This window comes from Paenibacillus sp. YYML68, assembly GCF_027923405.1.
Classification (GTDB): domain Bacteria; phylum Bacillota; class Bacilli; order Paenibacillales; family NBRC-103111; genus Paenibacillus_G.
The window spans coordinates 1,356,281-1,378,643 of record NZ_BQYI01000001.1 but is presented as its reverse complement, the minus strand read 5'-3'; the positions used below and the strand labels follow the sequence as shown (position 1 = coordinate 1,378,643).

22 protein-coding genes are annotated in these 22,363 nt (G+C 53.8%); 6 read left to right on the top strand and 16 right to left on the bottom strand.

The genetic code is table 11. The features are described 5' to 3' along the window. Positions 1–51: 51 nt before the first annotated feature. The 3 genes from PAE68_RS06145 to PAE68_RS06135 form a co-directional block, all read right to left on the bottom strand. Complete coding sequence (locus tag PAE68_RS06145) at positions 52–180, bottom strand: hypothetical protein (protein ID WP_281885114.1); 129 nt, start codon at positions 178–180, stop codon at positions 52–54. An 18-nt stretch (positions 181–198) separates the two neighbouring features. Then, positions 199–654, bottom strand: coding sequence for a DUF6884 domain-containing protein (locus PAE68_RS06140; RefSeq protein WP_281885113.1), 456 nt, complete (start codon positions 652–654; stop codon positions 199–201). An 827-nt stretch (positions 655–1,481) separates the two neighbouring features. Next, positions 1,482–1,619 carry a hypothetical protein gene (locus PAE68_RS06135; RefSeq protein WP_281885111.1) on the bottom strand — a complete coding sequence of 46 codons (138 nt, stop codon included), beginning with the start codon at positions 1,617–1,619 and terminating at the stop codon, positions 1,482–1,484. A gap of 670 nt (positions 1,620–2,289) precedes the next feature. On the opposite strand from PAE68_RS06135, the gene PAE68_RS06130 reads away from it, so the two are divergent. Then, positions 2,290–2,970 carry a DNA-binding response regulator gene (locus PAE68_RS06130; RefSeq protein WP_281885109.1) on the top strand — a complete coding sequence of 227 codons (681 nt, stop codon included), beginning with the start codon at positions 2,290–2,292 and terminating at the stop codon, positions 2,968–2,970. 111 nt (positions 2,971–3,081) lie between these two features. On the opposite strand, the gene PAE68_RS06125 is transcribed toward PAE68_RS06130, so the two are convergent. After that, positions 3,082–4,827, bottom strand: coding sequence for a putative bifunctional diguanylate cyclase/phosphodiesterase (locus tag PAE68_RS06125; RefSeq protein WP_281885107.1), 1,746 nt, complete (start codon positions 4,825–4,827; stop codon positions 3,082–3,084). 137 nt (positions 4,828–4,964) lie between these two features. Continuing rightward, positions 4,965–6,644 (bottom strand): copper resistance CopC/CopD family protein, encoded by a 1,680-nt coding sequence (locus tag PAE68_RS06120; RefSeq protein ID WP_281885105.1) that lies wholly within the window; start codon positions 6,642–6,644, stop codon positions 4,965–4,967. A 532-nt stretch (positions 6,645–7,176) separates the two neighbouring features. Here PAE68_RS06120 and PAE68_RS06115 point away from each other — a divergent pair. Beyond that, on the top strand, positions 7,177–9,402 hold the full coding sequence (locus PAE68_RS06115) for a ribonucleoside-diphosphate reductase subunit alpha (protein ID WP_281885103.1): 2,226 nt from the start codon (positions 7,177–7,179) through the stop codon (positions 9,400–9,402). Between the two features lie 222 nt (positions 9,403–9,624). Further along, positions 9,625–10,662 (top strand): ribonucleotide-diphosphate reductase subunit beta, encoded by a 1,038-nt coding sequence (locus PAE68_RS06110; RefSeq protein WP_281885101.1) that lies wholly within the window; start codon positions 9,625–9,627, stop codon positions 10,660–10,662. A 72-nt stretch (positions 10,663–10,734) separates the two neighbouring features. Here the strand turns inward: PAE68_RS06110 and PAE68_RS06105 are convergent, their stop codons facing one another. Both PAE68_RS06105 and PAE68_RS06100 read right to left on the bottom strand, forming a co-directional pair. Continuing rightward, complete coding sequence (locus PAE68_RS06105) at positions 10,735–12,477, bottom strand: diguanylate cyclase (RefSeq protein WP_281885099.1); 1,743 nt, start codon at positions 12,475–12,477, stop codon at positions 10,735–10,737. Between the two features lie 87 nt (positions 12,478–12,564). Then, positions 12,565–12,951, bottom strand: a complete 387-nt coding sequence (locus PAE68_RS06100; protein ID WP_281885096.1) for a response regulator transcription factor — start codon at positions 12,949–12,951, stop codon at positions 12,565–12,567. A 214-nt stretch (positions 12,952–13,165) separates the two neighbouring features. On the opposite strand from PAE68_RS06100, the gene PAE68_RS06095 reads away from it, so the two are divergent. Beyond that, positions 13,166–13,549 (top strand): hypothetical protein, encoded by a 384-nt coding sequence (locus tag PAE68_RS06095; protein WP_281885094.1) that lies wholly within the window; start codon positions 13,166–13,168, stop codon positions 13,547–13,549. A gap of 79 nt (positions 13,550–13,628) precedes the next feature. Here PAE68_RS06095 and PAE68_RS06090 read toward each other — a convergent pair whose 3' ends face one another. Continuing rightward, positions 13,629–14,021 carry a gamma-glutamylcyclotransferase family protein gene (locus PAE68_RS06090; protein ID WP_281885092.1) on the bottom strand — a complete coding sequence of 131 codons (393 nt, stop codon included), beginning with the start codon at positions 14,019–14,021 and terminating at the stop codon, positions 13,629–13,631. 129 nt (positions 14,022–14,150) lie between these two features. Here PAE68_RS06090 and PAE68_RS06085 point away from each other — a divergent pair, with 129 nt between their 5' ends. Continuing rightward, a complete protein-coding gene (locus PAE68_RS06085; RefSeq protein WP_281885090.1) occupies positions 14,151–14,291 on the top strand; it encodes an N-acetylmuramoyl-L-alanine amidase in 141 nt (46 codons plus the stop codon). 242 nt (positions 14,292–14,533) lie between these two features. On the opposite strand, the gene PAE68_RS22785 is transcribed toward PAE68_RS06085, so the two are convergent. The 3 genes from PAE68_RS22785 to tnpA are packed head-to-tail and all read right to left on the bottom strand — an operon-like array spanning position 14,534 to position 15,437. Beyond that, on the bottom strand, positions 14,534–14,905 hold the full coding sequence (locus tag PAE68_RS22785) for an RNA-guided endonuclease InsQ/TnpB family protein (protein WP_397379403.1): 372 nt from the start codon (positions 14,903–14,905) through the stop codon (positions 14,534–14,536). Further along, positions 14,842–15,036 carry a helix-turn-helix domain-containing protein gene (locus PAE68_RS06080; protein ID WP_281885088.1) on the bottom strand — a complete coding sequence of 65 codons (195 nt, stop codon included), beginning with the start codon at positions 15,034–15,036 and terminating at the stop codon, positions 14,842–14,844. Before PAE68_RS06080 ends, PAE68_RS22785 begins: the two co-directional genes overlap by 64 nt. 2 nt (positions 15,037–15,038) lie before the next feature. Continuing rightward, positions 15,039–15,437, bottom strand: a complete 399-nt coding sequence (tnpA, locus tag PAE68_RS06075) for an IS200/IS605 family transposase (protein WP_281885086.1) — start codon at positions 15,435–15,437, stop codon at positions 15,039–15,041. Between the two features lie 151 nt (positions 15,438–15,588). Here tnpA and PAE68_RS06070 point away from each other — a divergent pair, with 151 nt between their 5' ends. Further along, positions 15,589–16,350 (top strand): sulfite exporter TauE/SafE family protein, encoded by a 762-nt coding sequence (locus PAE68_RS06070; RefSeq protein WP_281885084.1) that lies wholly within the window; start codon positions 15,589–15,591, stop codon positions 16,348–16,350. Between the two features lie 254 nt (positions 16,351–16,604). On the opposite strand, the gene PAE68_RS06065 is transcribed toward PAE68_RS06070, so the two are convergent. The 5 genes from PAE68_RS06065 to PAE68_RS06045 all read right to left on the bottom strand — a co-directional run bounded on the left by PAE68_RS06065 (position 16,605) and on the right by PAE68_RS06045 (position 22,325). After that, a complete protein-coding gene (locus tag PAE68_RS06065; protein WP_281885082.1) occupies positions 16,605–17,375 on the bottom strand; it encodes a LamB/YcsF family protein in 771 nt (256 codons plus the stop codon). A gap of 290 nt (positions 17,376–17,665) precedes the next feature. After that, positions 17,666–17,950 carry a CD3324 family protein gene (locus tag PAE68_RS06060; protein ID WP_281885080.1) on the bottom strand — a complete coding sequence of 95 codons (285 nt, stop codon included), beginning with the start codon at positions 17,948–17,950 and terminating at the stop codon, positions 17,666–17,668. A 510-nt stretch (positions 17,951–18,460) separates the two neighbouring features. Further along, complete coding sequence (locus PAE68_RS06055) at positions 18,461–19,480, bottom strand: 5-oxoprolinase subunit C family protein (RefSeq protein WP_281885078.1); 1,020 nt, start codon at positions 19,478–19,480, stop codon at positions 18,461–18,463. 201 nt (positions 19,481–19,681) lie between these two features. Beyond that, complete coding sequence (gene pxpB, locus PAE68_RS06050) at positions 19,682–20,557, bottom strand: 5-oxoprolinase subunit PxpB (protein WP_281885076.1); 876 nt, start codon at positions 20,555–20,557, stop codon at positions 19,682–19,684. 169 nt (positions 20,558–20,726) lie between these two features. Beyond that, the gene (locus PAE68_RS06045) at positions 20,727–22,325 is read right to left on the bottom strand and encodes a bifunctional metallophosphatase/5'-nucleotidase (protein WP_397379400.1); all 1,599 of its coding nucleotides are present in this window, start codon (positions 22,323–22,325) and stop codon (positions 20,727–20,729) included. Positions 22,326–22,363 lie beyond the last annotated feature (38 nt).

Here is a 22,363-nt window from a genome sequence, read left to right as displayed (position 1 = left end):
CCCCTCCTGACCATACATGATGATGCTCAAGACATGCAAACGATCTCGTATTTACTGGTGGTTCCGCTCCTCGATATGATAGCTGTACGGCAGCTCCCTCCTCTCATCGGGAAAAGGTCCGAAGCTGTGATGATGCCGCTTCACCGTGAAGGGCAGCTTCATCGCGATCGTTCTGATCATGAATGTACCAGCACCGCCTTACAGCTCTGTATGATTATGAATCGCCTGATCCAGTCTCTGCAGCATATAGCCGATTCCGGTGCAGCCAGACAGTGGATATTCAATGCGCTCAGCTTCGGTAAAAATGTGCGGCACGACGTCCCTGAACTTGCGTCCGCCCAAAACGACGACTCGCCTGAAGCGATTCAGCTCCTTCGCTTCGGCCTGCGCCTTCAGGCTGTCCAGCGAGATGACCTCCGGATGACGCGTACCGAAGGCGACGTTGTAATTGCCCGGCACTTCATCGTCCGGCAGGAGGAAGCCATGCTTCGCCGACAAGATGACCCAGCTAAGATCATGCTGTGTCGCGTACGTCTGACACTTGCGGTGCAGCGTCGCCACGTAGGCATATCTGGCCGGATAGGCCCCCTGAGCCGACGGGTCTGCGTCCCATATTTTCCTCGAGCCGCACGGGATGATACATAGACTGTTCATGATGGGTCACTTCCTCTGATGGGTGCATCTAGGTGCTTAGCGGCATATAATCTGCCCATACCACGTTATCCATATATCGCTGAACTAAATTGTCTTTACTTCTTTTTACTTTTACCAGGTGTCCATTTGAACCCGCAATTCATACAATTGTTTACAAGCTCGCTTCTCCCCTTAAACCCAATAAGTATGCTTACTGGCAGGGATAAACTTAACGAAACCAAACATAAGAGCATAATAACACCTATTATTCCATCAATTATTGATGCGCTCGAAAAGTTCATTGCGTTCAAAACGGACGTACCACCGTTCCATAGTAAAAGGGTTGTTACAAGTACTAAGATAATAGTGATTAGGATCGGAATTAAAGTCATCCATCCTAAAGCTAAGAACATATTAGCAAAGCTATAGCCTCTTTTATTGGCTACGATTTGTGTTCCGTTACATGTTCGACAGACAACAGAATTATTGGCAGAAGCATTTGAGGGATTAACAGCCCCGACTGTTTGACTTGCAGTACCCCTGCTTACTTGGGAACTCGTCACCTGAGCTTGACCGCTAACCGTCCTGCTGCTGGTTTGGGCAGAAGTTGGTTTGTTTGTTTGTTTAAATGTGGTTCTAGTCTCACGTTGCACGCCTGTATATTCCCCCTCAACGTTACTTATAGGTATATATTACCACTTATACATATTCGTCAATTTCCCCCATATTCCTCCTTATTATTTCATATATTTATCGTGCCTTCCCCTGTACACCGAGCGACCACATATGGTAACGAAGGCCTATACTGGACAGCAAACATGGAAAAATCGAGTTGCGCAAATGAATCGTTACCCATATAACGTAATAATCTCCATCGCTTCCAACGACAGGTCGGTGCTTACGAGAATGGAGTGACGGTCACCTTGTCTGACCATAACGAAGCGAAGATCTTGGTACAGTCCCTGTCCCACAGCAAGTCTAGACATAGATAAGAGACGAGCTCCTCCTTGCTATAGATCGTGACCTTAACGGATTGAAACTCGGACGCAAGCATGTGAAACAACGCCGCGAGTTTAAGCAGCTTGCCCTCCATGGGCTGACGCCCTCGACCCGCTTTGCGGACAGGCTGCTCAGTAAGCAGCCTTTCGGGAGAAGCAGGGGCTAAAGGAAGATAGAATTTCATCAATACATGTTAACATGGGACTGGTTGATCGTTATAAAATTAGGTAAACTAGCAAAGTAACCCTTTCTAGCGATCTGACCTCCTTTCTGGCGTAGGAACCTTAAGGATATCATGGATTCGCTTGGTCAGGTTGTTAGACAAGATATTCTATCGCAACGATCTTAACTCTTGATTCCGTAAACGATGAACAGCCTAAACGATATGCGTTATAAATTGCCATGGGCAAGCCCGTAAGTAGGGGTAAGACAGGCTCTGCATTTACATAGCAGGTAGTCATATTGCATAGTGAATGTAATTGAAATTAAGCCTCGTGGTCGTAAAGTATGCGCCGTTTTCCCTTGCACTCCTGTGCTTGGAATGAACGGCGTTTTTTTTGCGCGCAGGTCGGACAGGAGGACAGCGGATTGGGCGACCTGCTACCCCCTGTTGTCACGAGGTGAAAATATCGAACGATATAGAGGAGGCTTTTCGTGATGAACACCTTTGATCGCGTACATGCTGCCTGCTTATCTGATCATCTGAACAAACGGACGGGCTTCCGGAGAGGAAGGCTAGAGCACGGACAGGGTCATGCAGAGAGAGGCTTTCTTGAAACCGTATGGTGGCCTGCCCTTCAACAATTCGAGTATTTGCATCCGGAATACGAGGTAAGTGACTTTCGTGATGGGGTACGCTACTTGGATTTCGCATACTTGCGCGGAGGGCTGCGGCTTGCTATTGAGATTGATGGAATGGATACGCACGCCATAGACCGGATCACACAGCAGCAATTTTCTGATGAGCGTACGAGGCAAAACCATTTAATCATCGACGGTTGGCAAATTCTACGGTTTTCTTATCACGACATCAAGGCACAGCCCCGTCAATGTGAGCAAATGATCGGGCAGCTAATCGGAAAATGGTTCGGCGGGACCATGGACGAGTGGACGATCACACTGGAAGAACGCGAGGTGCTACGTTATGCCGCAAGGATCGGCGGCCGAATCACTCCCGGTGACGTCTGCAAGCTGCTAACGATCGAGAACCAGAAAGCGAGTCGATTATTGAAGCGACTCATGCATCAGGGCCTCGTATCTCCCGCAGGCCGAGGTCAACAACGCATCAACATGTACCAGATTAGCGAGGAAAAAGTATACGCCTTACTTCGAAGGTAAGGCGCCTACTGTTACGATGATTCCCATCGTAACGCACCACCTCCGGCGGGCCCCAGACTCGCCCGCGCGCACAAAAAGCCTGTCCGCATACAACTCGGACAGGCATAGTGCTCAGCTCGATATACGCTGAAGCAAGCTTGTAAATTCATTAACCGGGATTGGCTTCGAATAGATGTAGCCCTGGATCTCGCGGCATTTCACGTCGAGGAGGAACGAGAGCTGCTCCTCGGTCTCAACACCTTCCGCGATGACGTTGAGCTTAAGGCTGCTCGCCATCGCCATAATGGCCTGAACGATCGCCGCATCGTCCGGGTCCACCGTAATATCACGGACGAACTGCTGCGCGATCTTCAGCTTCGTGATCGGGAACTTCTTCAAGTAGCTGAGCGAGGAATAGCCAGTGCCGAAGTCGTCCATCGAGATGTGCACGCCAAGACCTCGAAGCATCTGCAGCTTCTCAATCACCTGCTCGACATTGTACATCGCGATGCCTTCGGTAATCTCGAGCTCCAAGTATTGCGGCTCCAGTCCGCTCTCCTCCAGTGCATGAAGCACGACCCGCACGAAGTCCTCCTGATAGAACTGGATCGGCGATATGTTCACCGCCACCTTCAGCGGCGCAAAGCCCGCCACCTGCCAAGCCTTGTTCTGCTTACAGGCCGTGCGCAGCACCCATTCCCCGATCGGAATAATCAGACCGGTCTCCTCCGCTAGCGGAATGAAATCTCCTGGCGATATGAAGCCTAGACGAGGATGGTTCCAACGAATTAACGCCTCCATCCCATTCACTCGATTGGTAAAGATGTCGACCTGTGGCTGGTACAGCAGCATAAACTCCTCTTGCTCGAGCGCCTGGTTCAGCCATTCCTCCATCACGAGCTTCTGAATAACGGTGTCGTTCATCTCCGCTTGGAAAAAACGATAGCCGTTCTTCCCCCGCTCCTTCGCCTGATACAAGGCGGTATCGGCATTCTTCATGAGCGTAATCGCATCCTCGCCATCACGCGGATACATCGCAATGCCCACACTGCAGCCGACGCGAAGCAGGTGCCCGTCCATCGAGAACGGCTGATTCAGCAGATGAATGATCGTCTGCGCCGTCTTCTCTGCTTCCTCAGGATGTGCTGTATTTTCGACTAGAATAGAAAACTCGTCTCCGCCCTGCCTCGACACGACTGCTGCTGCATGCAGCCCATCCTTCAATCGTTCAGACGCCTCGATGAGAAGCTGGTCGCCGAAGGCATGTCCGAACGTCTCGTTCACATGCTTGAACCGATCCAGATCGATCAGTATGACCGACAGCTGACCTGCGGTCAGCTTGGTCGCGTCGATCGATTCCCCTAGAGACTGCTGGAACTTCTGACGATTGGGCAAGCCTGTCAATGAATCATGATACGCCAGATGCGTAAGCTGATTGACCGTGTGTGCGCGCTGTACGATATCAGACGCAACTAAGAACAGCATGGGCGTAGTGACGATAAGCAAGTAGAGCAGGTCAAACCAAACACACCACCACGATAGCTGTGTTGTCAGGCCGAGCAGCTTCAGTCCAAAGCCGATGCATTCGATCATAAACACGGTGGCAAGCGCCGCTGTTATATATTTATAATGTTGGCGGCTCGCATGTCGCAAGGCAATGTACAATAAAGGCAACGTTATCAGTAGGGAAGACAAACCTTGTATGTATTCTAGCACTCCATTAGGAATACCGACGAGTTGCCGGAGGGACAACAAGACGATCACCGAGCCGACGAATACGAACCATAGCCGCAGCAGCAGCACTTGCTGAATAACGACCTCGTACCAGGTTGGCCTTCTGTTCGGATTCATATCCGGATGAAATATCTTAGTTTCCATGATGAACCTCTGCTTCCTAATGAAAGGTATACCCCTATTGTAATGCGAGTAGCTCCAAAGGACAACATATTTTTACCCTTTTCGACCTATCCATCATTTAGAAAACGTTAATTTATGTAGAAACAAGTCGAACTATATCAATAAATGTCGATTTCCCTCGAGTAAACCGTCTCATTATCTTCAGCATCCATCACGCGTACCTCCAGCTGCCACCTGCCTGCATATGGCAAATATGCACCCTTTCCCTTGTACGTATGGCGCATCATGCCGTAGGATTCATCAATAGATACATCCTCGACCGGCTCGAGCGGGACAAGCAGCGGAGCGATATCCGGTGTATCGGTCGGTCTTACCTTGAGCATGATTTGCTTCGGCTTGCCCAGCTGCTCCGGAAGCCACACCTTCACGGTGAATTCGTTCACTCCGGGCACCTTCGGACTGATCTGCGTCGTCATATGGATCGTCTCGCCCATCACGTGCCAGTAGAGCGGCTTGTTCTCCGGGTGCGGTGACATGTAGGTGAAGCATCCGACAATGACCAGTATGGCTGCCATGAACGCCGCATCGATGCGAACGAGCATACCAGCTGTCCGCGAACGCTGCTTCTTCATCGCATAGCGTATGAGTCCCCCAACGATAATTACGAGCAGTACGATCCCCGTCTTGGCGATGAGCCACCGTCCCCATTCGGTTATAAGCACATGGCGAATATTAGGTAAATATATGAAGGTTAGCACCGTTCCAGAGACGGCAAGAAGAATGATGCTCAGCAGAGCGGTACGGGACATAATAGGCAGGAAGGCGGCAGCCGCCTCCCGGCTACGCCACATCAGGCTTAGGAGCAGCACCAGTCCGCCGATCCAGACCGCTGAGGCCCCCAGATGCAGCCAATCAAGCAGCAACGTCTGGCTGCGCGGCTCCATCGCCGCTGCATGCCCGAGTAAGCCCTTATCCAGCCACACCGCACCAATCCATAGCAGCTCAAGCTTCGCCCCTCGTCCGAGCATGACGAACGAGAGCATCGACAGCACGAGTCCAGTTATCCACGCATAGCCGATTACGGTCTTGCCGAACAGGATGTACAGCCCTTGCGTCCCATTCTCACCGAGCAGCTCAATCAGATGCGCTCCCATGAATAATAGGAAGATGATGACATAGGCTTGCTGCAATCCGGTTCGCGTTCGGTCGAGCGCTGCTTGCAATTCAGTATGCCGCTCCTGCTCGCGGACCCAACCGCTGAAGCTTAAATATCGGTTCCACAGCACCCAGCCTGTCAGAGTCAGCATAACAGCATAGAACGCAATGCGCAGACTGTACAGGAGCAGCTCCTTCGCGCCAAACGAACCGAGCGGGTCCTCCTTGCCGTGCAAATGGTCCATCATGGAGTCCGGAGCGGCTGCAGACGGGGCGTCTAGCTGCTGTCCAACCGCGAACAGATAGCTGCCCTCCACCGGGTGACCGTCCGCCGAGATGACCCGATACGTCGCAAGATAAATGCCCCGATCGAGCTGCGGCAGCTCTAACGACAGCTCCGTCTGCGCATTGTTGAGAACGGGCTTACGATCCGTCACTTTATTTTTGGCCGCATCGAACACCTTGAGCTCGAAGAGCCCATTCTCAAGCCGTTCATTGAAGATCAGCTTAACCTTAGTCGGAGACTCACCCAGCTCGCTGCCTGCCGCAGGCGTCGCCTCCACAAGACTGGCGTGTGCGCTCGCGGTTTGCGGGCTCAACAGCAAGCTGACGACTAGCGCTACCGACAGGATGAGCATACCTAGCTTAATCCATCTATTCGAGTACCGTTCAATTGCGTTCATCTATACTTCCTCCATCCGGACGCCGTGCAGCGCTGCTAGGCGATGCATGTTGCGGCGCCTTTCTTGATCTTACTCTATATGTAATAATGTAGCACAAACGAACCTGGATAATCGAACCTCTTAACCAAATTGTCACACCATCCGCCTCTACCTGCAACTATCTTACATTTTTTCGCAAAATAATAGATTGACAGAACGTCGCCAGATCATGTAAATTCAATTTATCGCTTTAAAACTTGATCTATATCTTGTATGTGTTTGACGACATTAACACGATATGTAGTAGGAACACAACATTCATGCGGAGAAGCGATGAGGAAGCTCCAGCTCCCTCATGCTACTGCCTTCGGCATGACTCGTCATCTTCCGTCAGTCTAGCCAGTACGTGCATCTGCGGCATGCCTTATCCCGAAGCGGCAACGATTCGGTGCTAGAGGCGTGCTTTTTATTCGCTTTTATTTCCGAGGCTGCAGCTGCTGGCGTTCTTACTTCCTTATATACTTATCCACTGCAAAGGAGCCCGACGAATACTATGATTATCGTAAAGCGTGACGGCACGAAAGAAGAGCTTGTATTCTCCAAAATGAAAAAGGTAATCGACTTCGCCTGCGAGGATTACCCGGAGTGCGACCCGCTTGAGCTGGAGACAGCGCTGCTCCCCCTGTTCCGCAACGGCATTACAACGAAGGAAATTCAACGTCTGCTTATTCAGGTGGCGGTGGAGAAGACAAGCGTAGAGCAGCCGAACTGGCAATATGTCGCCGCGAAGCTGCTAGCCTACGATCTATATAAGGAAGCTCGGCTGAATCGCAAGTACGGACACTTCGGCTACGGAGACCTGTACTCGCTTGTTACTTACTTAACCGACATGGGATTGTACGGTAAATATATTCTCGAGCATTATACACGGGAAGAAATTCTCGAGCTGGGCACCTACATCAAGCCTGAGCGTGACTACCTCCTCAACTACATCGGACTGAAGACGCTGTCTGATCGCTACCTGATCCGCGGCCTGGACAAGGAGGTGCTGGAGCTTCCGCAGGAGCTGTTCATGGGCGTGGCGATGCACCTTGCGATGAAGGAGACGGACAAGCTGCACTGGGCGAAGCAGTTCTATGATGTGCTGAGCCAGCTGGAGATGACCGTAGCGACGCCGACGCTCGCCAATGCGCGCAAGCCGCTGCATCAGCTGTCCAGCTGCTTCATCGACACCGTGCCAGACAACCTGTGGGGCATCTACAACGTTGACCAGAGCTTCGCACAAGTATCGAAGCATGGCGGCGGCATGGGCATCTATGTCGGCAAGGTACGCAGCCGCGGCTCGAACATTCGGGGCTTCAAGGGTGTCGCAGGCGGCGTTGTGCCGTGGATCAAAAACTACAATAATACAGCGATCGCCGTCGATCAGCTTGGCGTCCGCTCCGGTGCAGTCGCTGTCTACCTCGACGTGTGGCACAAGGACATTCTCGACTTCCTGAACCTGAAGACGAACAACGGTGACGATCGGATGAAGGCTCACGATATTTTCCCAGGCGTATGCATACCAGACCTGTTCATGAAGACCGTACAAGAGCGCGGCACATGGTACTTGTTCGATCCGCATGAGGTACGCAAGGTGAAGGGCTACTCGCTCGAGGATTGCTACGGTGACCTGTGGGAGGAGCGCTACCTCGATTGCGTGAACGACAGTAAGCTGTCGAAGGAAGAGATCTCGTCCATCGACATTATGAAGCGCATCCTGACGAGCGCCTTCGAGACGGGTACGCCATTCGTATTTTTCCGTGATACGGTGAACAAGGCGAACCCGAACAAGCATAAGGGCATTATTTACTGCTCGAACCTGTGTACGGAAATATGCCAGAACATGAGCGCGACCGAGCATATTCAGACGACCCATGAGGATGGAATCATCTCCACGCAGGTGAAGAGCGGCGACTTCGTCGTATGCAACCTGTCGTCCACGAATCTGGGCCGCGTCTATACGAAGGAAGATATTGAGCGAGTCGTGACGACGCAGATGCGCATGATGGACAACGTCATCGACCTGAACTACTATCCGATTCCGCAGGCGGAAATTACGAATAAGAAATATCGGGCCGTCGGTCTCGGCTCTAGCGGCTACCATCAGATGCTCGCCCAGCTGCAGATTAACTGGGAATCCGATGAGCATATCGCGAAGGCTGATGAGATCTACGAATGGATGAACTACTACGCGATCAAGGCCTCGATGCAGATCGCCAAGGAGAAGGGCGCTTACCCGGCCTTCGAGGGCAGCGAGTGGCAGAGCGGCGTATACTTCGATTCGCGCGGCTACAGCAGTCCAGAGTGGCAGGAGCTGAAGGCTGAGGTGGCAAGGCACGGCGTTCGTAATGGTTGGATGTTCGCCATCGCGCCGACTGCGTCCACGTCGCTCATCGCCGGCTCGACGGCGGGCATCGACCCGATCTTCAACAAGTTCTTCGTCGAGGAGAAGAAGAATGCCATCATCCCACAGACTGCGCCGAACTTGAACGCTGACACGATGTGGTATTACAAGGAAGCGCATCGGATCGACCAGCTCTGGAGCATCAAGGCTGCAGGCACACGCCAGCGGCACATTGATCAGTCGCAGTCGTTCAACCTGTACATTACGCCGGAGCTGTCCGCTCGCGAGTTCCTCGAGCTGTACATGGCTGCTTGGCAGAACGGGCTGAAGACCGTCTACTACGTTCGCAACAAGAGTCTCGAGGTCGAGGATTGCGTCAGCTGCAGCGCGTAAGGAGCTGCTAGCTATCCCGCCGCAAGCGCCCGTCAGCAGCGCTAGACGCTGCTGACGGGCGCCATAGCGCTATAACATAAGCCACGTATCGCGTTAGACGATGCGCATACGTCAGGCCGCTTTAAGAGAACCTACGACAGGGGTACGGACCCCTGTCGTTTTCACACGCATACAGCATGGCAAGTATTGGTAAGTCATATCGATAGTGGAGGTACCTTGCATATGGATCTTCAGAAGAAGAAGCTGTTCAACGAGCACGGCGACCGCGATTGGGGCAAGCGCCGCATGATCGGCGGCAATACGACGAACCTGATCGAGCTCAATAATGTGAAGTATGACTGGGCAACGAAGATGTACCGAACGATGATGAATAACTTCTGGATTCCGGAGGAAATTCCGCTCGCACAGGATGCGAAGGATTACAAATTCCTCTCGCCCGAGGAGCGCCAGAGCTATGACAAGATCATCAGCTTCCTGATCTTCCTCGATTCGCTGCAGACGGCGAACTTGCCGAACATCAATGAATACATTACTGCTCCTGAGGTGAATCTGTGCTTAACTGTTCAGACGTTCCAGGAAGCGGTCCATAGCCAGAGCTACTCGTACATACTCGACAGCGTCTGCTCGGCCGACGTTCGCGATGAGATCTACAACCAGTGGCGCGAGGACAAGCATCTGGCGCGCCGCAACCGCTTCATCACCGACCTGTATGAGCGGTTCATCGAGGAGCCGACAACGGACAACCTGATGCGCACCATTATGGCCAACTACATTCTAGAGGGCATCTATTTCTACAGCGGCTTCAGCTTCTTCTACGCGCTCGGCCGTCAAGGCAAGATGCTCGGCACCGTGTCCGAGATTAAATATATTCAGCGCGATGAGCTGACGCACTTGGCGCTATTCCAGAACATCTTCCGGGAAATTCGTAAGGAAAATCCAGAGGTGTTCACCGACGAGCTGATCGAGGACCTGCGCAACATGATGTGGACTGCCGTCTCGCATGAGATCGAGTGGGGACAATACATTACGAACAACAAGATTCACGGTCTGAGCAACGAGATCATCGAGCAGTACATCAAGTACATCTCGAACGAACGGATGCGCAAGCTGGGACTCGAGATTCTGTATCCGGACGTCGTCGACCATCCGATGAAGTGGGTAGAGAGCTTCAGCAACATGAATGCGATGAAGACTGACTTCTTCGAGCAGAAGGTCACCAACTACAGCAAATCCTCGAACCTTAATTGGGACGATCTATAATCGATCCGTTCAATGAAAAAGCCCGGTCCACGCGGCGCAACAGCGCTGGTGGATTCGGGCTTTTTGAATCATTTATGTATAAATCTGCAGCATTTCCTTCACCTTGAGCTCCAGCTCCACCATCGAGAACGGCTTATGCATGTAACTGTTCGCTCCAAGCTCCAGCCCTCGGCTGACGTCCTCCTCGCGGCTTCTGCCGGACAGGATGAGCACCTTCAGCTCAGGTGGACGTGTGTTGTGCTCTTTCATTCGCTCGAGCACCCCGAAGCCGTCAAGGTTCGGCATCACTCCGTCGAGAATACAGAGGTCGAATGCGCTATGCCGAATCAGCTTATACGCTTCCTCTCCGTCTTCCGCCTCGTAGAAATCAACCGGCAGATGCTTGAGCTTCGCGAGCAGGATGGAGCGCAATATTTTATCATCATCGGCGATAAGCACCTTGGATCGCTTGCCGGATGCAGTTGCATTACTAGGCAGAGGTGAGCTTAAGCAGGAGGCCGACAGCACAATCCGATTACGTCCGGACTGCTTCGCCTCGTACATCGCCTCATCGGCCAGCGCCGTCCACTCCTGAACACTAATACCTGGCCTCCATTCAGCCACACCCGCAGAGAACGTAATGTAGAACATATGACCCTCATTCTGTGCAACCGGCTCGAGATGAGCCTGCCGCAGAATGCTCTCCATGATCCGCTGCGCATCAGCCCCGGTGGTGTTCGGCAGCACGACGACGAATTCTTCCCCCCCGAAGCGCGCCAACAGATCCGTGCTCCGAATGTTCCCTTGCAGCAAGTGCGCGAGTCCCTGCAGCACCAGATCGCCGATATGATGGCCATGAGTATCGTTAATCGACTTGAATCGGTCAATATCGATGAATACGAGCGAGATGGGCGCCGGATAGCGGGTAATGCGCTGAAGCTCCACATTGATCTGATGGTCGAAGAAGCGGCGGTTATACGCCCCAGTTAACGGATCTCTGAACGCCATCTGCTCGAACGTGCGGGTGCGCTTCAGCAGGCTGTAGATTCTCGCGCTCAGCTCCTCGTATTGAAAGGGCTTCGTCACATAATCGTCAGCGCCCAAATAAAAGCAGCGCACCTTATCGTTCACATCGTTGCGGCCGGACAACACGATGAGCGGCGTCCACTTCAGCGTCGGATCATCCTTTAAAAACTCAAACAGCTCATAGCCGCTGACCGGATGCATCATCAAATCGAGTGTAATGAGCTGGTAAGGCTTCTGACGCAGCAGCCGCTGCGCTTCGGCAACATCTGCGGCCTCATCGACCTCGTAGCCGTCCATCCGTAGTCGGCGCACCAGATAGGAGCGCAGCACGTCGTCATCGTCGATAACCAGCATTCGTTCTCCGCCGCTCATCATCATACCGGAGCCATATCGCTCATGATGCTCATCAAGCTCCAGCTCCCGACTATATATATCAAGCTCAAGCTCCAGCTCGCGCAAAATAGGCTCCGATAAAGAGGAGGTTCGAATAAACCGATCCATGATGAACGCCCCGTTGATGACAGCGTCGTCATGCTGTGTCCATTCCCACAGGTCGACCAGCTTCTGCGCGCCTGACCCAATTCTGATGAAACCGAACATAGGAGCGCTGCCCTTTAGCGTATGTACGACCCGATAAATTTGTTTGGCTGTGTCGACCGCATACTCCTCATCGTCCGGCGCACCGATCCAGGCGTTGAGCTGCCCGAGCTGCTTCTCTAGCTCACGAACGTAACGCTTACGGCCTTCCTTCAACAATCGCTGCTCTTTCCCGCTTCGATCTTCACCTGTCGGATTTCGCACTGTGTCCACTTCCGATCCGCATAATATCCGAGGAGACTGCTGTCCTGCTACAGTTGCTGCCTGTCTATTCATTCTTGATGACATGTACGTTACACCCTATATCGTGTCAGATGCTTCAATCAATTCTTGCACGACATCGAGAAGCAGCATCGGACTGAATGGCTTCACGATGTAACGGGTTACGCCCGCTTGAATCGCTCTTTCCTTATCCTTCTCCTGCGCCTTGGCTGTGAGCAGCACCACAGGAACATCGCGATTCAGCTCCGAGCTCGCTCTCAGCCACTCGCACACCTCGATCCCTGTCTTCTCCGGCATCATATAATCTAAGATCACCAGATCATACTTCGTCTGATCTAGCAGCTTGATCGCTTCCTTACCATCAGCAGCCTCTACGATGTGATACCCTTCCTCCGCTAGCGTTTCGGTTAGCAAAAATCGCAATGCGGCCTCATCGTCCGCCAATAAAATTTGATACGATTCCATAGGCTTCATTCCCACCCCGATTGTCTTTCACATATCCTTATTATAACACGTTTCAATTTCTTTTGGGTGAACGGACGAAACATTTGGCAGCTTGTAATAATCCAAAAGTATGATGCATAAGTCATTAGAACTATGGTAGTATTGTGATTATCATGAGTTGATTATAATTTAATGATTTAAAGGATTAAGGTCCTATGATGAAAGGGGGATAATAATGATTGCTGCTGATCAGCTTATAAGAAAAGTGTCGAAATATGTTACGTTCGGACAGCCGGTTGCTTCCGGCTCCGTCATTAGTCAGCGCTTGGCAGACCCGCGCATACCGATTCTCGCCTACTACTTAACCTTGATCGCCCAAGAGGGAGAAAAAGATTATTACCATGAGGTATGGCTAAAAAAGGACGGCTCCTTCGCCCTGACGGAGGCCTGGTATCGCGAAAGCACCGTATCCCGTAAGCTGCTAAAGGATGACCTGAGCTACGAGCAGCTGCTTGAGACGATCGGTGAAACTGAAGTGAACGCGATCATGATGCGAATTTCGGAGACGATCAAGAAATCCGAGCGGGATGATTGGAGAAGATACTCAAGCAGAGCGTAAACCGATATTCTGGTCATATATGAGGCATCCTAGCCGCTGTAGCGCATTTAGGCGCACAGCGGTTTTTGCTTACGTACGATTATTGTCGGCTCCTGCTGCTGCAGTGCTCTCTCCAGGAACGCTTGTCGATGAGCGGACAGCCTCTGCTGCTCGCCCATACGTACACCCAGCCCTCCAGACTCTCGTCTGCAGCATCGCGTATCCATACTCGCTCATAATCGTTAGACTGGCCTGGACCGTAATATTCCTCGAGCTCGTCCATCGCGATCAGCCCTGCATCCTCCACTAGGAGCCATTCTCCCTCGACCATCCTTCCGCTCGCGCTATGTTCCTGCACCAGCGCCGGGTAAGCTCCCACATCATATAGGCTCCCGTGAACGACTCCCGGCCTGACTGATCTCACATATGAAGCGACCACGTGATGATTGGATTCGCCCGTCAGCAGCGTACCATAGACGAACACCGGAATCATACTGAGCTCACTCTCCTTCGGTTGAACGTGACGCTTCGATTATAGCATATTCAAGAGCTTCACCTTCCTCCTATCGTCTGCGTACATTATATTAGGGAAGCCCGAAGCTTCAACTGAGGAGGAATGGTTATGCTGAGTGCTGAAGACGCCAACAAGATCATCCGCTTCTTATCCGCCGCTTACTTCTGTACGGAATCCGAGGAAGCGCGCAAGGAATTTAACCGGCTCGCCAATGAACTGCGTAAAGCGTCCGGTCAGCAGGTGCAATAGCTGCAGTCTCAACGTGTAATAGATGGCTAGTGATTGGAAGAGCTCCTGCGGGAGCTTTTTTTCGTTACCGTGACACATGCACACCTTCGATTGTGGGCGTACATATAGTGAGGAGTGTGGAAGGATTGCGGATGTATGACTTAGACGTGATGACTCCCCATCCCTAAAGGGAGGGGCTTCTCAGGTCAACAGAAACGGCAACCCATTTCCTCGCTGAAGGCTCCATCCGAGCCCGTTCATGCTTAGGCTGTTGCTCTTTGCAAAATATTGATAGCCGCGTTCACGTCTCGGTCTGCAACGAAACCGCAATGCGGACAGTGGTGCGTGCGTTCCTTCAGTTCTTTTTTGACGACTTCACCGCAATTCGAGCATATCTGTGACGTATTTCGTGGATCGACTTGTTTCACGACTCTACCGGCACTCTCAGCCTTGTATTTCGTGAATTGTACGAGCTGATGCCAGCCAGCGTCTACGATCGACTTTGCGAGGTTGTGATTCTTGACCATACCAACCGTATTTAAATCTTCGAAAGCGATCAAGCCGAAGCGGCTTACGAGATTACGAGACAGCTTATGCGCGTAATCCTTGCGCTGATTGGCAACATGTTCATGCAGTCGAGCGAGTAGGCGTGAATACGTTCGTCCAGCAAACGGTTATACAGCAGGCGGCAACGCTCTATAGTGAAGTGAATCGCCTTGCGCTGTTCGCGGCTTGGATACAGTCGGTATTTGTACGTTATTCGCATGTTCAACGATCCTTCTGTTCTTCAATATATCGCTGTACCGTTTCAAGCGACACGCTTCCAACCGTAGCGACGAAATAGCTATTGGTCCACAGCGACGGAAGCCGAGATGTAAGCTGCTTGAACTCTTGGCGCAACATACGCGACGTATACCCTTTCAGATGCTTCACAACTTTGTGAATGCCGAACTGCGGATCGCACCTAATCAGCACATGCACATGGTCAGGCATGATATCCATATGGACGATTTCCGCTTGAAGTTCGTTAGCTTTCAGCAGGAACAACTCTTTCAGTCGTTCGTCGATTGGAGATACAAGCACCTTACGCCGATACTTCGGGCAGAATACGACATGGTATTTGCAATCGAACACCACATTGTTAGTGCTATATACGTCTCTTGACACGGTTATCACCTCAAGATCAGCATACCACAAAACAATAGATAGATTCAAGAAAACTAACGAAAGCTGTTCGCAGATGGCGACTTACATCCCCATAGCTCAAGCAAGGGGTTTTACGTCGCAGACTATAAATTGAGGACTAGAGGTGGAAACGATGGAATTGGGTATTGTGCTCATGGGGGCGCTGGTCGGCCTGCTTGTCGGTCTGACCGGTGTAGGCGGAGCCGCCCTGTTAACCCCGCTGCTCGTGTTTCTAGGCATTCAGCCTACTGTCGCTGTCGCTACAGATCTGTTCTATAATGCGGTGACGAAGCTATTCGGCAGCATCCAGCACGTTCGGCAGAAGACGGTCAACATGACGCTTGTGAAGCACATGGCCTGGGGCAGCATCCCGAGTGCGATCGTCGCCGTACTGCTGCTGAAGTTCGTGCCGTCGCTGCATGCGTATCAAGATACGATCATTAAGCACGCGCTCGGCTTCGTCCTGGTCATCGTCGCCTTGCTGAGCATCATTAAGGTATGGTTCATCCCGAGTGAGCCGACGGCGCTTCAGGATAAGCCGCTTCATGAGAAACGAGCCTTATCGATCATGATCGGCGTTCTCCTCGGCTTCGTAGTCGGCTTGACCTCGATCGGCTCCGGCTCCTTATTCGCTCTGGCCATGATGTTCTTCTACCGACTTAAGGCAGCGGAGCTTGTCGGCACCGACATCGTACACGCGTTCCTGCTCGTATCGGCTGCAGGCCTGCTGCATGCTGGTTTCGGCAACATCCATTACATGCTGGCGATCAACTTACTGATCGGCTCCGTGCCCGGCGTCCTCCTCGGCAGCAGCCTATCCGCGAAGGTACCCGCCAAGCCGCTGAGAACGGTCATGGCGATCATTATTTTGATCAGCGGCATCAAGCTGATGTAGGGGGCACCTGACCCCAGTCGCGGGAGAAACCGCGATCTATCAGGTGACGGGCTTGACGGGGGAACCCGTTTCCGTCACCTGGCCCGAGCAGCGGGTGGAACCGCGCTCAATCAGGTGACGGGGAGTTACGGGGGAACACGTTTCCGTCACCTGGCCCGAGCAGCGGGTGGAACCGCGCTCAATCAGGTGACGGGGAGTTACGGGGGAACACGTTTCCGTCACCTGGCCCGAGCAGCGGGTGGAACCGCGCTCAATCAGGTGACGGGCTTTACTTCAACGCCGTGTTGGATGAGGCTCAGCTTCAGAGCGGCGGCAAGCTGGGCAGCGCCGGGACCGTCGCCGTGGATGCAGAAGGTCTCGGCCTGCAAGGACACCGGCGAGCCGGATTTCGAGATCGTGAGGCCATCGCGCACAATGGACAGTACCTGCGCGGCCGCCTGCTCCGGGTCGTGAAGCAGAGCCCCGCTCTCACCTCGCGGCGTCAACGTCCCCTCTGGCGTATAAGTCCGGTCCGCGAACGCTTCCGGAACAGCACGCAGCCCCTTGCGCTCCGCAGCACGAATAAGCTCGCTACCGGCGAGACCGAACAGCATTAGCGTTGGATCGAGCCGCAGCACCGCCTCCGCGATCGCATCGGCAAGCGGAGGCTGCACAGCAGCCATATTGTATAGCGCGCCGTGCGGCTTCACATGCCGAACGCTCCCCCCTTCGGCACGTGCGATCGCCTGCAGCGCTCCGATCTGATACAGCATCAGGTCGTATACCTCCTCCGGGCTGACCTGCATCATGCGTCGGCCGAAGCCGCTCAAGTCGGGAAGACCCGGATGCGCACCGATCCCTACCCCTGCCTCCAGACAAAGCTTGACCGTCCGCCTCATCACCGACGGATCACCTGCATGGTAGCCGCATGCAATATTCGCAGACGTAATATGCTGGACAAGCTCCTCGTCAGCGCCTAGCCGATATACGCCGAAGCTTTCGCCCATATCGGCGTTCAAATCCACTCGAAGCGATAGGTTAGCCATGACAGCTCCTCCTTCCCTATATCGTACCGTCGTACAATATTTCGATGTCTCGAAGTCGCAAAGTCGCGACACTCTTCGCAACCATTTATAACCACCAAAACCAAATTCATATCCATATCATGTAACCATCAACGTAACTATTAACGTAACCATTTACGTAACCATTTACATAAACATCAATCTAACTATCATCATATCCATCAACGAAGAACCCCGCAACTTTGTCAAGTCCGGGGTCCGTCACAATATGATTCTTGACTAATCGCTGAACGCCACATGCCCCGCACCGCCTACTGCCTCGCAGCCAGACCGCGCGTTTTCACTATAATCTTACGAATGCTGTCCTCACTGAGATGGAACTTGGTAATAAGCTCTGTAACCGAATATCCGTTCTCATATAGTTGGAAAATCTCGTCGTTCCGCTTCCGGATCGACTGCCGGGTGCCGTTGTTCTCACCCCAGCCGGCTCGGGTATGCTCCTTCTTCGGAACATATATAATTTCGCCCTGGATGTAATCCTGAAGCTGCTTGAGCAAGCTGGGCGGTAAAATGTCCTTGCCATTTTTGTACCCCACCGATGAATGCCTCCTTTCGAGCCGAGACGGCCATTAATCCGAAAGTTGTCAGCATTTTCATCTTCACACCTCCTACGCATGTGCCTCTAACATACAGGTACGTTCGCATAGAGCCTTCAGGGCACTCTGATCCAAGTGTTCGGTCTTCTCGATAGTCTCTATAAAATGGAAAAAACACGCTCTGCCGATACGTGCCCGAATACCTCGATGTTCAGTTCCTGCATGGAGACGGGGATCAGGTGACGGTGATTGGAGAAAATGCTATTCATTTGTCATCAATTCCTCTTATCATAATCCACGTGTAGATACGCATCACACGCCACTCCCTTCGTATTCATGATTCGTTGACCATCGCCGCATCGTGCTTTCGGCTTCAATCTTGCCTCATTATAAACCATACTTTGCCAAATTGTCTACGCAGCACCTTGCACACTTCACTTCGGCGGTAGTCAGCCCGCTACATGTACTATTAACGCACAATCGCCCCGAGAGCGGCAAGGTGCAGAATCGTTATAATGATTTTATCCGCAAGTCTACCGATGCAGCCAGACTCACGAGCAGCTGCTCCCGCTCGAGGTACAGTCGCTCCGCCTCCCGATGTGTAATCTCGATAAAACGAAGCCGCGCCCCCGGTCGCGCCTGCGCGACAAGCGGCAAATCGACCGCTGCCACCTGCGCAATACGCGGGTAGCCGCCGGTCGTCTGTGCGTCGGCCAGCAGCACGATCGGCTGGCCGTCTGGTGGTACCTGCACCGTGCCGGGGACGACGGCCTCGGACAGCATCTCGAGCGGCTCCTGCAACGCGAGCCGCGGCCCCTCCAGTCGGCAGCCCATGCGGTCCGACTGCGGGGAGAGCCTGTAGGGCGCGCCGAAGAACGCCTCGAGACCTGCGGTCTCGAAGCGTTCGGCCTCGCGCCCGCGCACGGCGCGCACCGCCGGATGCTCCGCATACGGCGGCTTCGCGCCCTCGGCCAGCGCCCACGGGGCCGCGGCCAGCAGCTTGTCGCTGGCGGCGGCGCGGGCCGCCAGCCACGCCATCAGCGCTGCCGAGCGGCGAGGCAGCGCGCCTAGCGGCAGCCGGTCGCCCGGGGCCAGCGGGCGACCGGCGAAGCCGCCGAGCCGCGCGCGCGCATGCGTGCTGCGGCTCGCCAGCACGGCCGGCACGGCGAAGCCGCCGGCCACAGCGAGATAGGCGCGCACACCGGCGCGCGCCGCACCAATGCGCAGCACGGTACCGCTGCGCACATAGCACGGCCGCCACAGCGCAAGTGGCGGCCCGCCCTCGGCGCGCGCGTCCATCGCCGCGCCGCACAAGGCGACGAGCGCATCGCTCTCGAACCGGAGCGATGCGCCCGTCAGTGTCAGCTCCAGCGCCGCTTCCCCCGGCGCGTTGCCAACCAGTACGTTCGCCGCACGCAGGGCGAACGAATCCGCGGCGCCGCTCACCGCGACGCCGATCGCGCGGCTCCCGAAGCGCCCCGCGTCCTGCACCGTCGCCAGGAGACCCGGCGACAAGACATGCACCGCCACAACACATCCCCCCCTAATCAACCTTCTGTCAATTGTAACGATATTTAATTCGTGTAGAATTGAATAATTCCAATCACAATCATCATGAATACCGTCACTAACAAGATGTTCATCAGCAGCTTCATCAAGCGCAACACCTCTCCCGACAAGGTATGTTCCAATTTTAACCAAGTCGGAATCTACTTTCAACAACTGCCTCGATCACTTGTCCACGAACTCCACAAGCCGTCGATACGTCCCAAGATCAATCGCCTCGAACCGCACCCGATCGCCTGCCATCAACAGACTCGGCCGTTCCCGCTCCGGTACGAACAATCTCAACGGAGTGCGACCTAGCAGCCTCCAGCCGCCCGGCGCCTCCAGTGGATAGATGCCAGCCTGAGCACCACCGATCGCCACCGAGCCTTGTGCAACCTGCAGCCGGGGCACCTGCTTGCGAGGCTGAGCCAACTGCTCAGGCAGTCCGTGCAGATAAGGAAAGCCCGGCATGAAGCCAAGCATCATCACCGTATACTCCGCAGCGCAGAACTGCTCAATGAACGTCGACACGGTCAGACCGCTCCATGCAGCCGCCTCCTCGAGATCCGGGCCGAGCTCTGGATCGAAGCATACCGGTACACGCGTGTACGTGACAGCGATGCTGCTACCACGGTTCACACCGTCTACTCCCGACGATGGCATTAGCTCCTGCTCCTTGGCCTTGCCACTGTCTCGGTCCTCCAGCACACGGCTCAGCCAACCGCACACCCGCTCGTACGGACTATCCGCATTCAGAAGCAACCTGTGCCCGGAACGGCTGACCAGCTCCCCTGCCTGCACGAAGTCCAGCCTTCCCTTCTGCACAGCCCAAGGCTCATAGAACACCGTAATCGTCATAAACGTTCGCACCACATCGCGAATCGCCTCAGACGGCTGTAGAGCGAGACGTGCTTGAATATCGTCCAGCCACTCGATCAGACGACTGTCCATCTGCATGGGACGTTCGTCAGCTGCACACTCCAGCACCGGACGAAGCACAACAGCCTCCTCCCCCAGAGAATGAAGCTCCAGAAGCCCATACTTGGTCTGAATGCGCATCCCTCTTGCCTCCAATGACTGCGGCTCCAGCGTGACCGTCCCCCTTTCTAGTCCAACTGATCCTCACTTCTTCATATATAGCTACACCTACATGTGCACAAGCGGGTCATCTTTGATCTGCTTACTTGATCTTATCACTTACTCTTAACACTTACGCTCACACCACTACTCACTCTGCCTCGGACAACTCCGACTTCCCGTCCCACACCACTTGCCAGTTGCGATTCAGCGTCGCCTCGATCGTGCCTCTCTCCATAATATAGCTCGCCAGCAGCTCCGCTATATCCGTCGGAATGTCCTTCACGACCGGCTTGCCCTGGAACATCATATAATTCCCGCCGCCTGCTGCTCGATAATTGTTCATGACGACGTCGTATTCACCGTCTGGATCAAGCGGAGCGCCGTCGAACTCAAGCTCGACCACCCGCTGTCCTGCCGGACGCGAGATATTCAGCTTATATCGGATTCCTTCCCACATGTCGTAGTTATAATGCTGAGGCTTCGGCTCGCCGAACTCGGCGCTGACCCGAATGTCCCCTTCCCCCGTATAGGTATCAAAATAACACGCCGTCTGCTCCAGCGCAGCCCGAATATCGCTGCCCTTGACCCGAATGACCTGCAGCGTGTTCGGATAGATGTAATTGGATACGATATCGCGCATCGTAATATGCTCGGGGAAGCCCGGTGACACATTATCGAACAAAGCTGTGTTGGAGATACGTGCACCCGACAGCTCCATCTGCACGCGATTGATAAACTCAATCAACGGATGCTCCGCAAGCCGCACCTGCATCGGGTCCGTTACCCGCATGTCACCGACAAGTCTGCCAATCGGCTGATCCAGCCACTTCTGCGCGAGACGCTCATGCGGCTCTGTCATCGACAGCACAACCGGGTCAGGCGCGACGCCTGCGGGTGTCAACAGCTCCGTCGTGATCTCCTCCACGTGCCAACCGCCCTCACTGCCTGATGTGAGCTTGATCGTCGCCTTCCCGAGCCATCCGCCCGCACTCCCCGGCTGCACTACAGGGACGCCGCACACTTGAACTCCTGCTATGGTGCGATGCTGATGTCCGGTTAACAGCAGGTCAATTCCCGCCACCTCCTGACACAGAGCGTAGCCTTCATTCTCTCCAGTCAACGGCTCGGTCGGCTCTCCTGTATCGAGGCTGCGCTCGAAGCCACCGTGATACGAGACGATGACCACATCGACGCCCTCCTGCTCACGCATGTACGGCACCCAACGCTTGGCGCTGTCCACCGCTCCCTCGAACCGCAGCCCGGCGATATGCTCGGCCTTCTCCCAATTCGGAATGTAGCGCGTCGTCAGGCCCAAGATCCCGACCTTCACGCCACCCAGCTCCTTGATCACATACGGTCGACCGAAGAGCGGCTCCCCATCTGATTCACGTACAATATTAGCGCTCAACCATGGAAAATTCGACTCCCCCACAGCCTTCTCCAGCAGCGGAAGCCCGTAATTGAACTCATGATTACCAATAATCGCCGCATCATAGCCCAGCTCGTTCAAGACGCGGATCATCGGGTTCGGCACTTTTGCATCGAGCTTCGCATGGTGATACGCCAGTGGAGTCCCTTGAATAAGGTCGCCGTTATCGATCAGCAAGACATGCTCCGTGTTGGCCCGCTCCTTACGAATGACGGCGGCCAGCTTGGCAAGCCCGCTTTCGATCGCCGAATGGTCTGCATATGAAATGGGCACAATATGCCCATGAATGTCACTTGTTTCCAGCACAGTCATCGTCATGCATCTGTTCAAGGGAAGCTCACTCCTATGTCATTAAA

Bases quoted from the DNA above. Each gene is read 5' to 3' on its own strand.
- PAE68_RS06145 (WP_281885114.1), bottom strand. From the start codon at position 180: ATGATCAGAACGATCGCGATGAAGCTGCCCTTCACGGTGAAGCGGCAT.
- PAE68_RS06140 (WP_281885113.1), bottom strand. From the start codon at position 654: ATGAACAGTCTATGTATCATCCCGTGCGGCTCGAGGAAAATATGGGAC.
- PAE68_RS06135 (WP_281885111.1), bottom strand. From the start codon at position 1,619: ATGTCTAGACTTGCTGTGGGACAGGGACTGTACCAAGATCTTCGCTTC.
- PAE68_RS06130 (WP_281885109.1), top strand. From the start codon at position 2,290: ATGAACACCTTTGATCGCGTACATGCTGCCTGCTTATCTGATCATCTG.
- PAE68_RS06125 (WP_281885107.1), bottom strand. From the start codon at position 4,827: ATGGAAACTAAGATATTTCATCCGGATATGAATCCGAACAGAAGGCCA.
- PAE68_RS06120 (WP_281885105.1), bottom strand. From the start codon at position 6,644: ATGAACGCAATTGAACGGTACTCGAATAGATGGATTAAGCTAGGTATG.
- PAE68_RS06115 (WP_281885103.1), top strand. From the start codon at position 7,177: ATGATTATCGTAAAGCGTGACGGCACGAAAGAAGAGCTTGTATTCTCC.
- PAE68_RS06110 (WP_281885101.1), top strand. From the start codon at position 9,625: ATGGATCTTCAGAAGAAGAAGCTGTTCAACGAGCACGGCGACCGCGAT.
- PAE68_RS06100 (WP_281885096.1), bottom strand. From the start codon at position 12,951: ATGGAATCGTATCAAATTTTATTGGCGGACGATGAGGCCGCATTGCGA.
- PAE68_RS06095 (WP_281885094.1), top strand. From the start codon at position 13,166: ATGATTGCTGCTGATCAGCTTATAAGAAAAGTGTCGAAATATGTTACG.
- PAE68_RS06090 (WP_281885092.1), bottom strand. From the start codon at position 14,021: ATGATTCCGGTGTTCGTCTATGGTACGCTGCTGACGGGCGAATCCAAT.
- PAE68_RS06085 (WP_281885090.1), top strand. From the start codon at position 14,151: ATGCTGAGTGCTGAAGACGCCAACAAGATCATCCGCTTCTTATCCGCC.
- PAE68_RS06080 (WP_281885088.1), bottom strand. From the start codon at position 15,036: ATGCGAATAACGTACAAATACCGACTGTATCCAAGCCGCGAACAGCGC.
- PAE68_RS06070 (WP_281885084.1), top strand. From the start codon at position 15,589: ATGGAATTGGGTATTGTGCTCATGGGGGCGCTGGTCGGCCTGCTTGTC.
- PAE68_RS06065 (WP_281885082.1), bottom strand. From the start codon at position 17,375: ATGGCTAACCTATCGCTTCGAGTGGATTTGAACGCCGATATGGGCGAA.
- pxpB (WP_281885076.1), bottom strand. From the start codon at position 20,557: ATGCGCATTCAGACCAAGTATGGGCTTCTGGAGCTTCATTCTCTGGGG.
- PAE68_RS06045 (WP_397379400.1), bottom strand. From the start codon at position 22,325: ATGACGATGACTGTGCTGGAAACAAGTGACATTCATGGGCATATTGTG.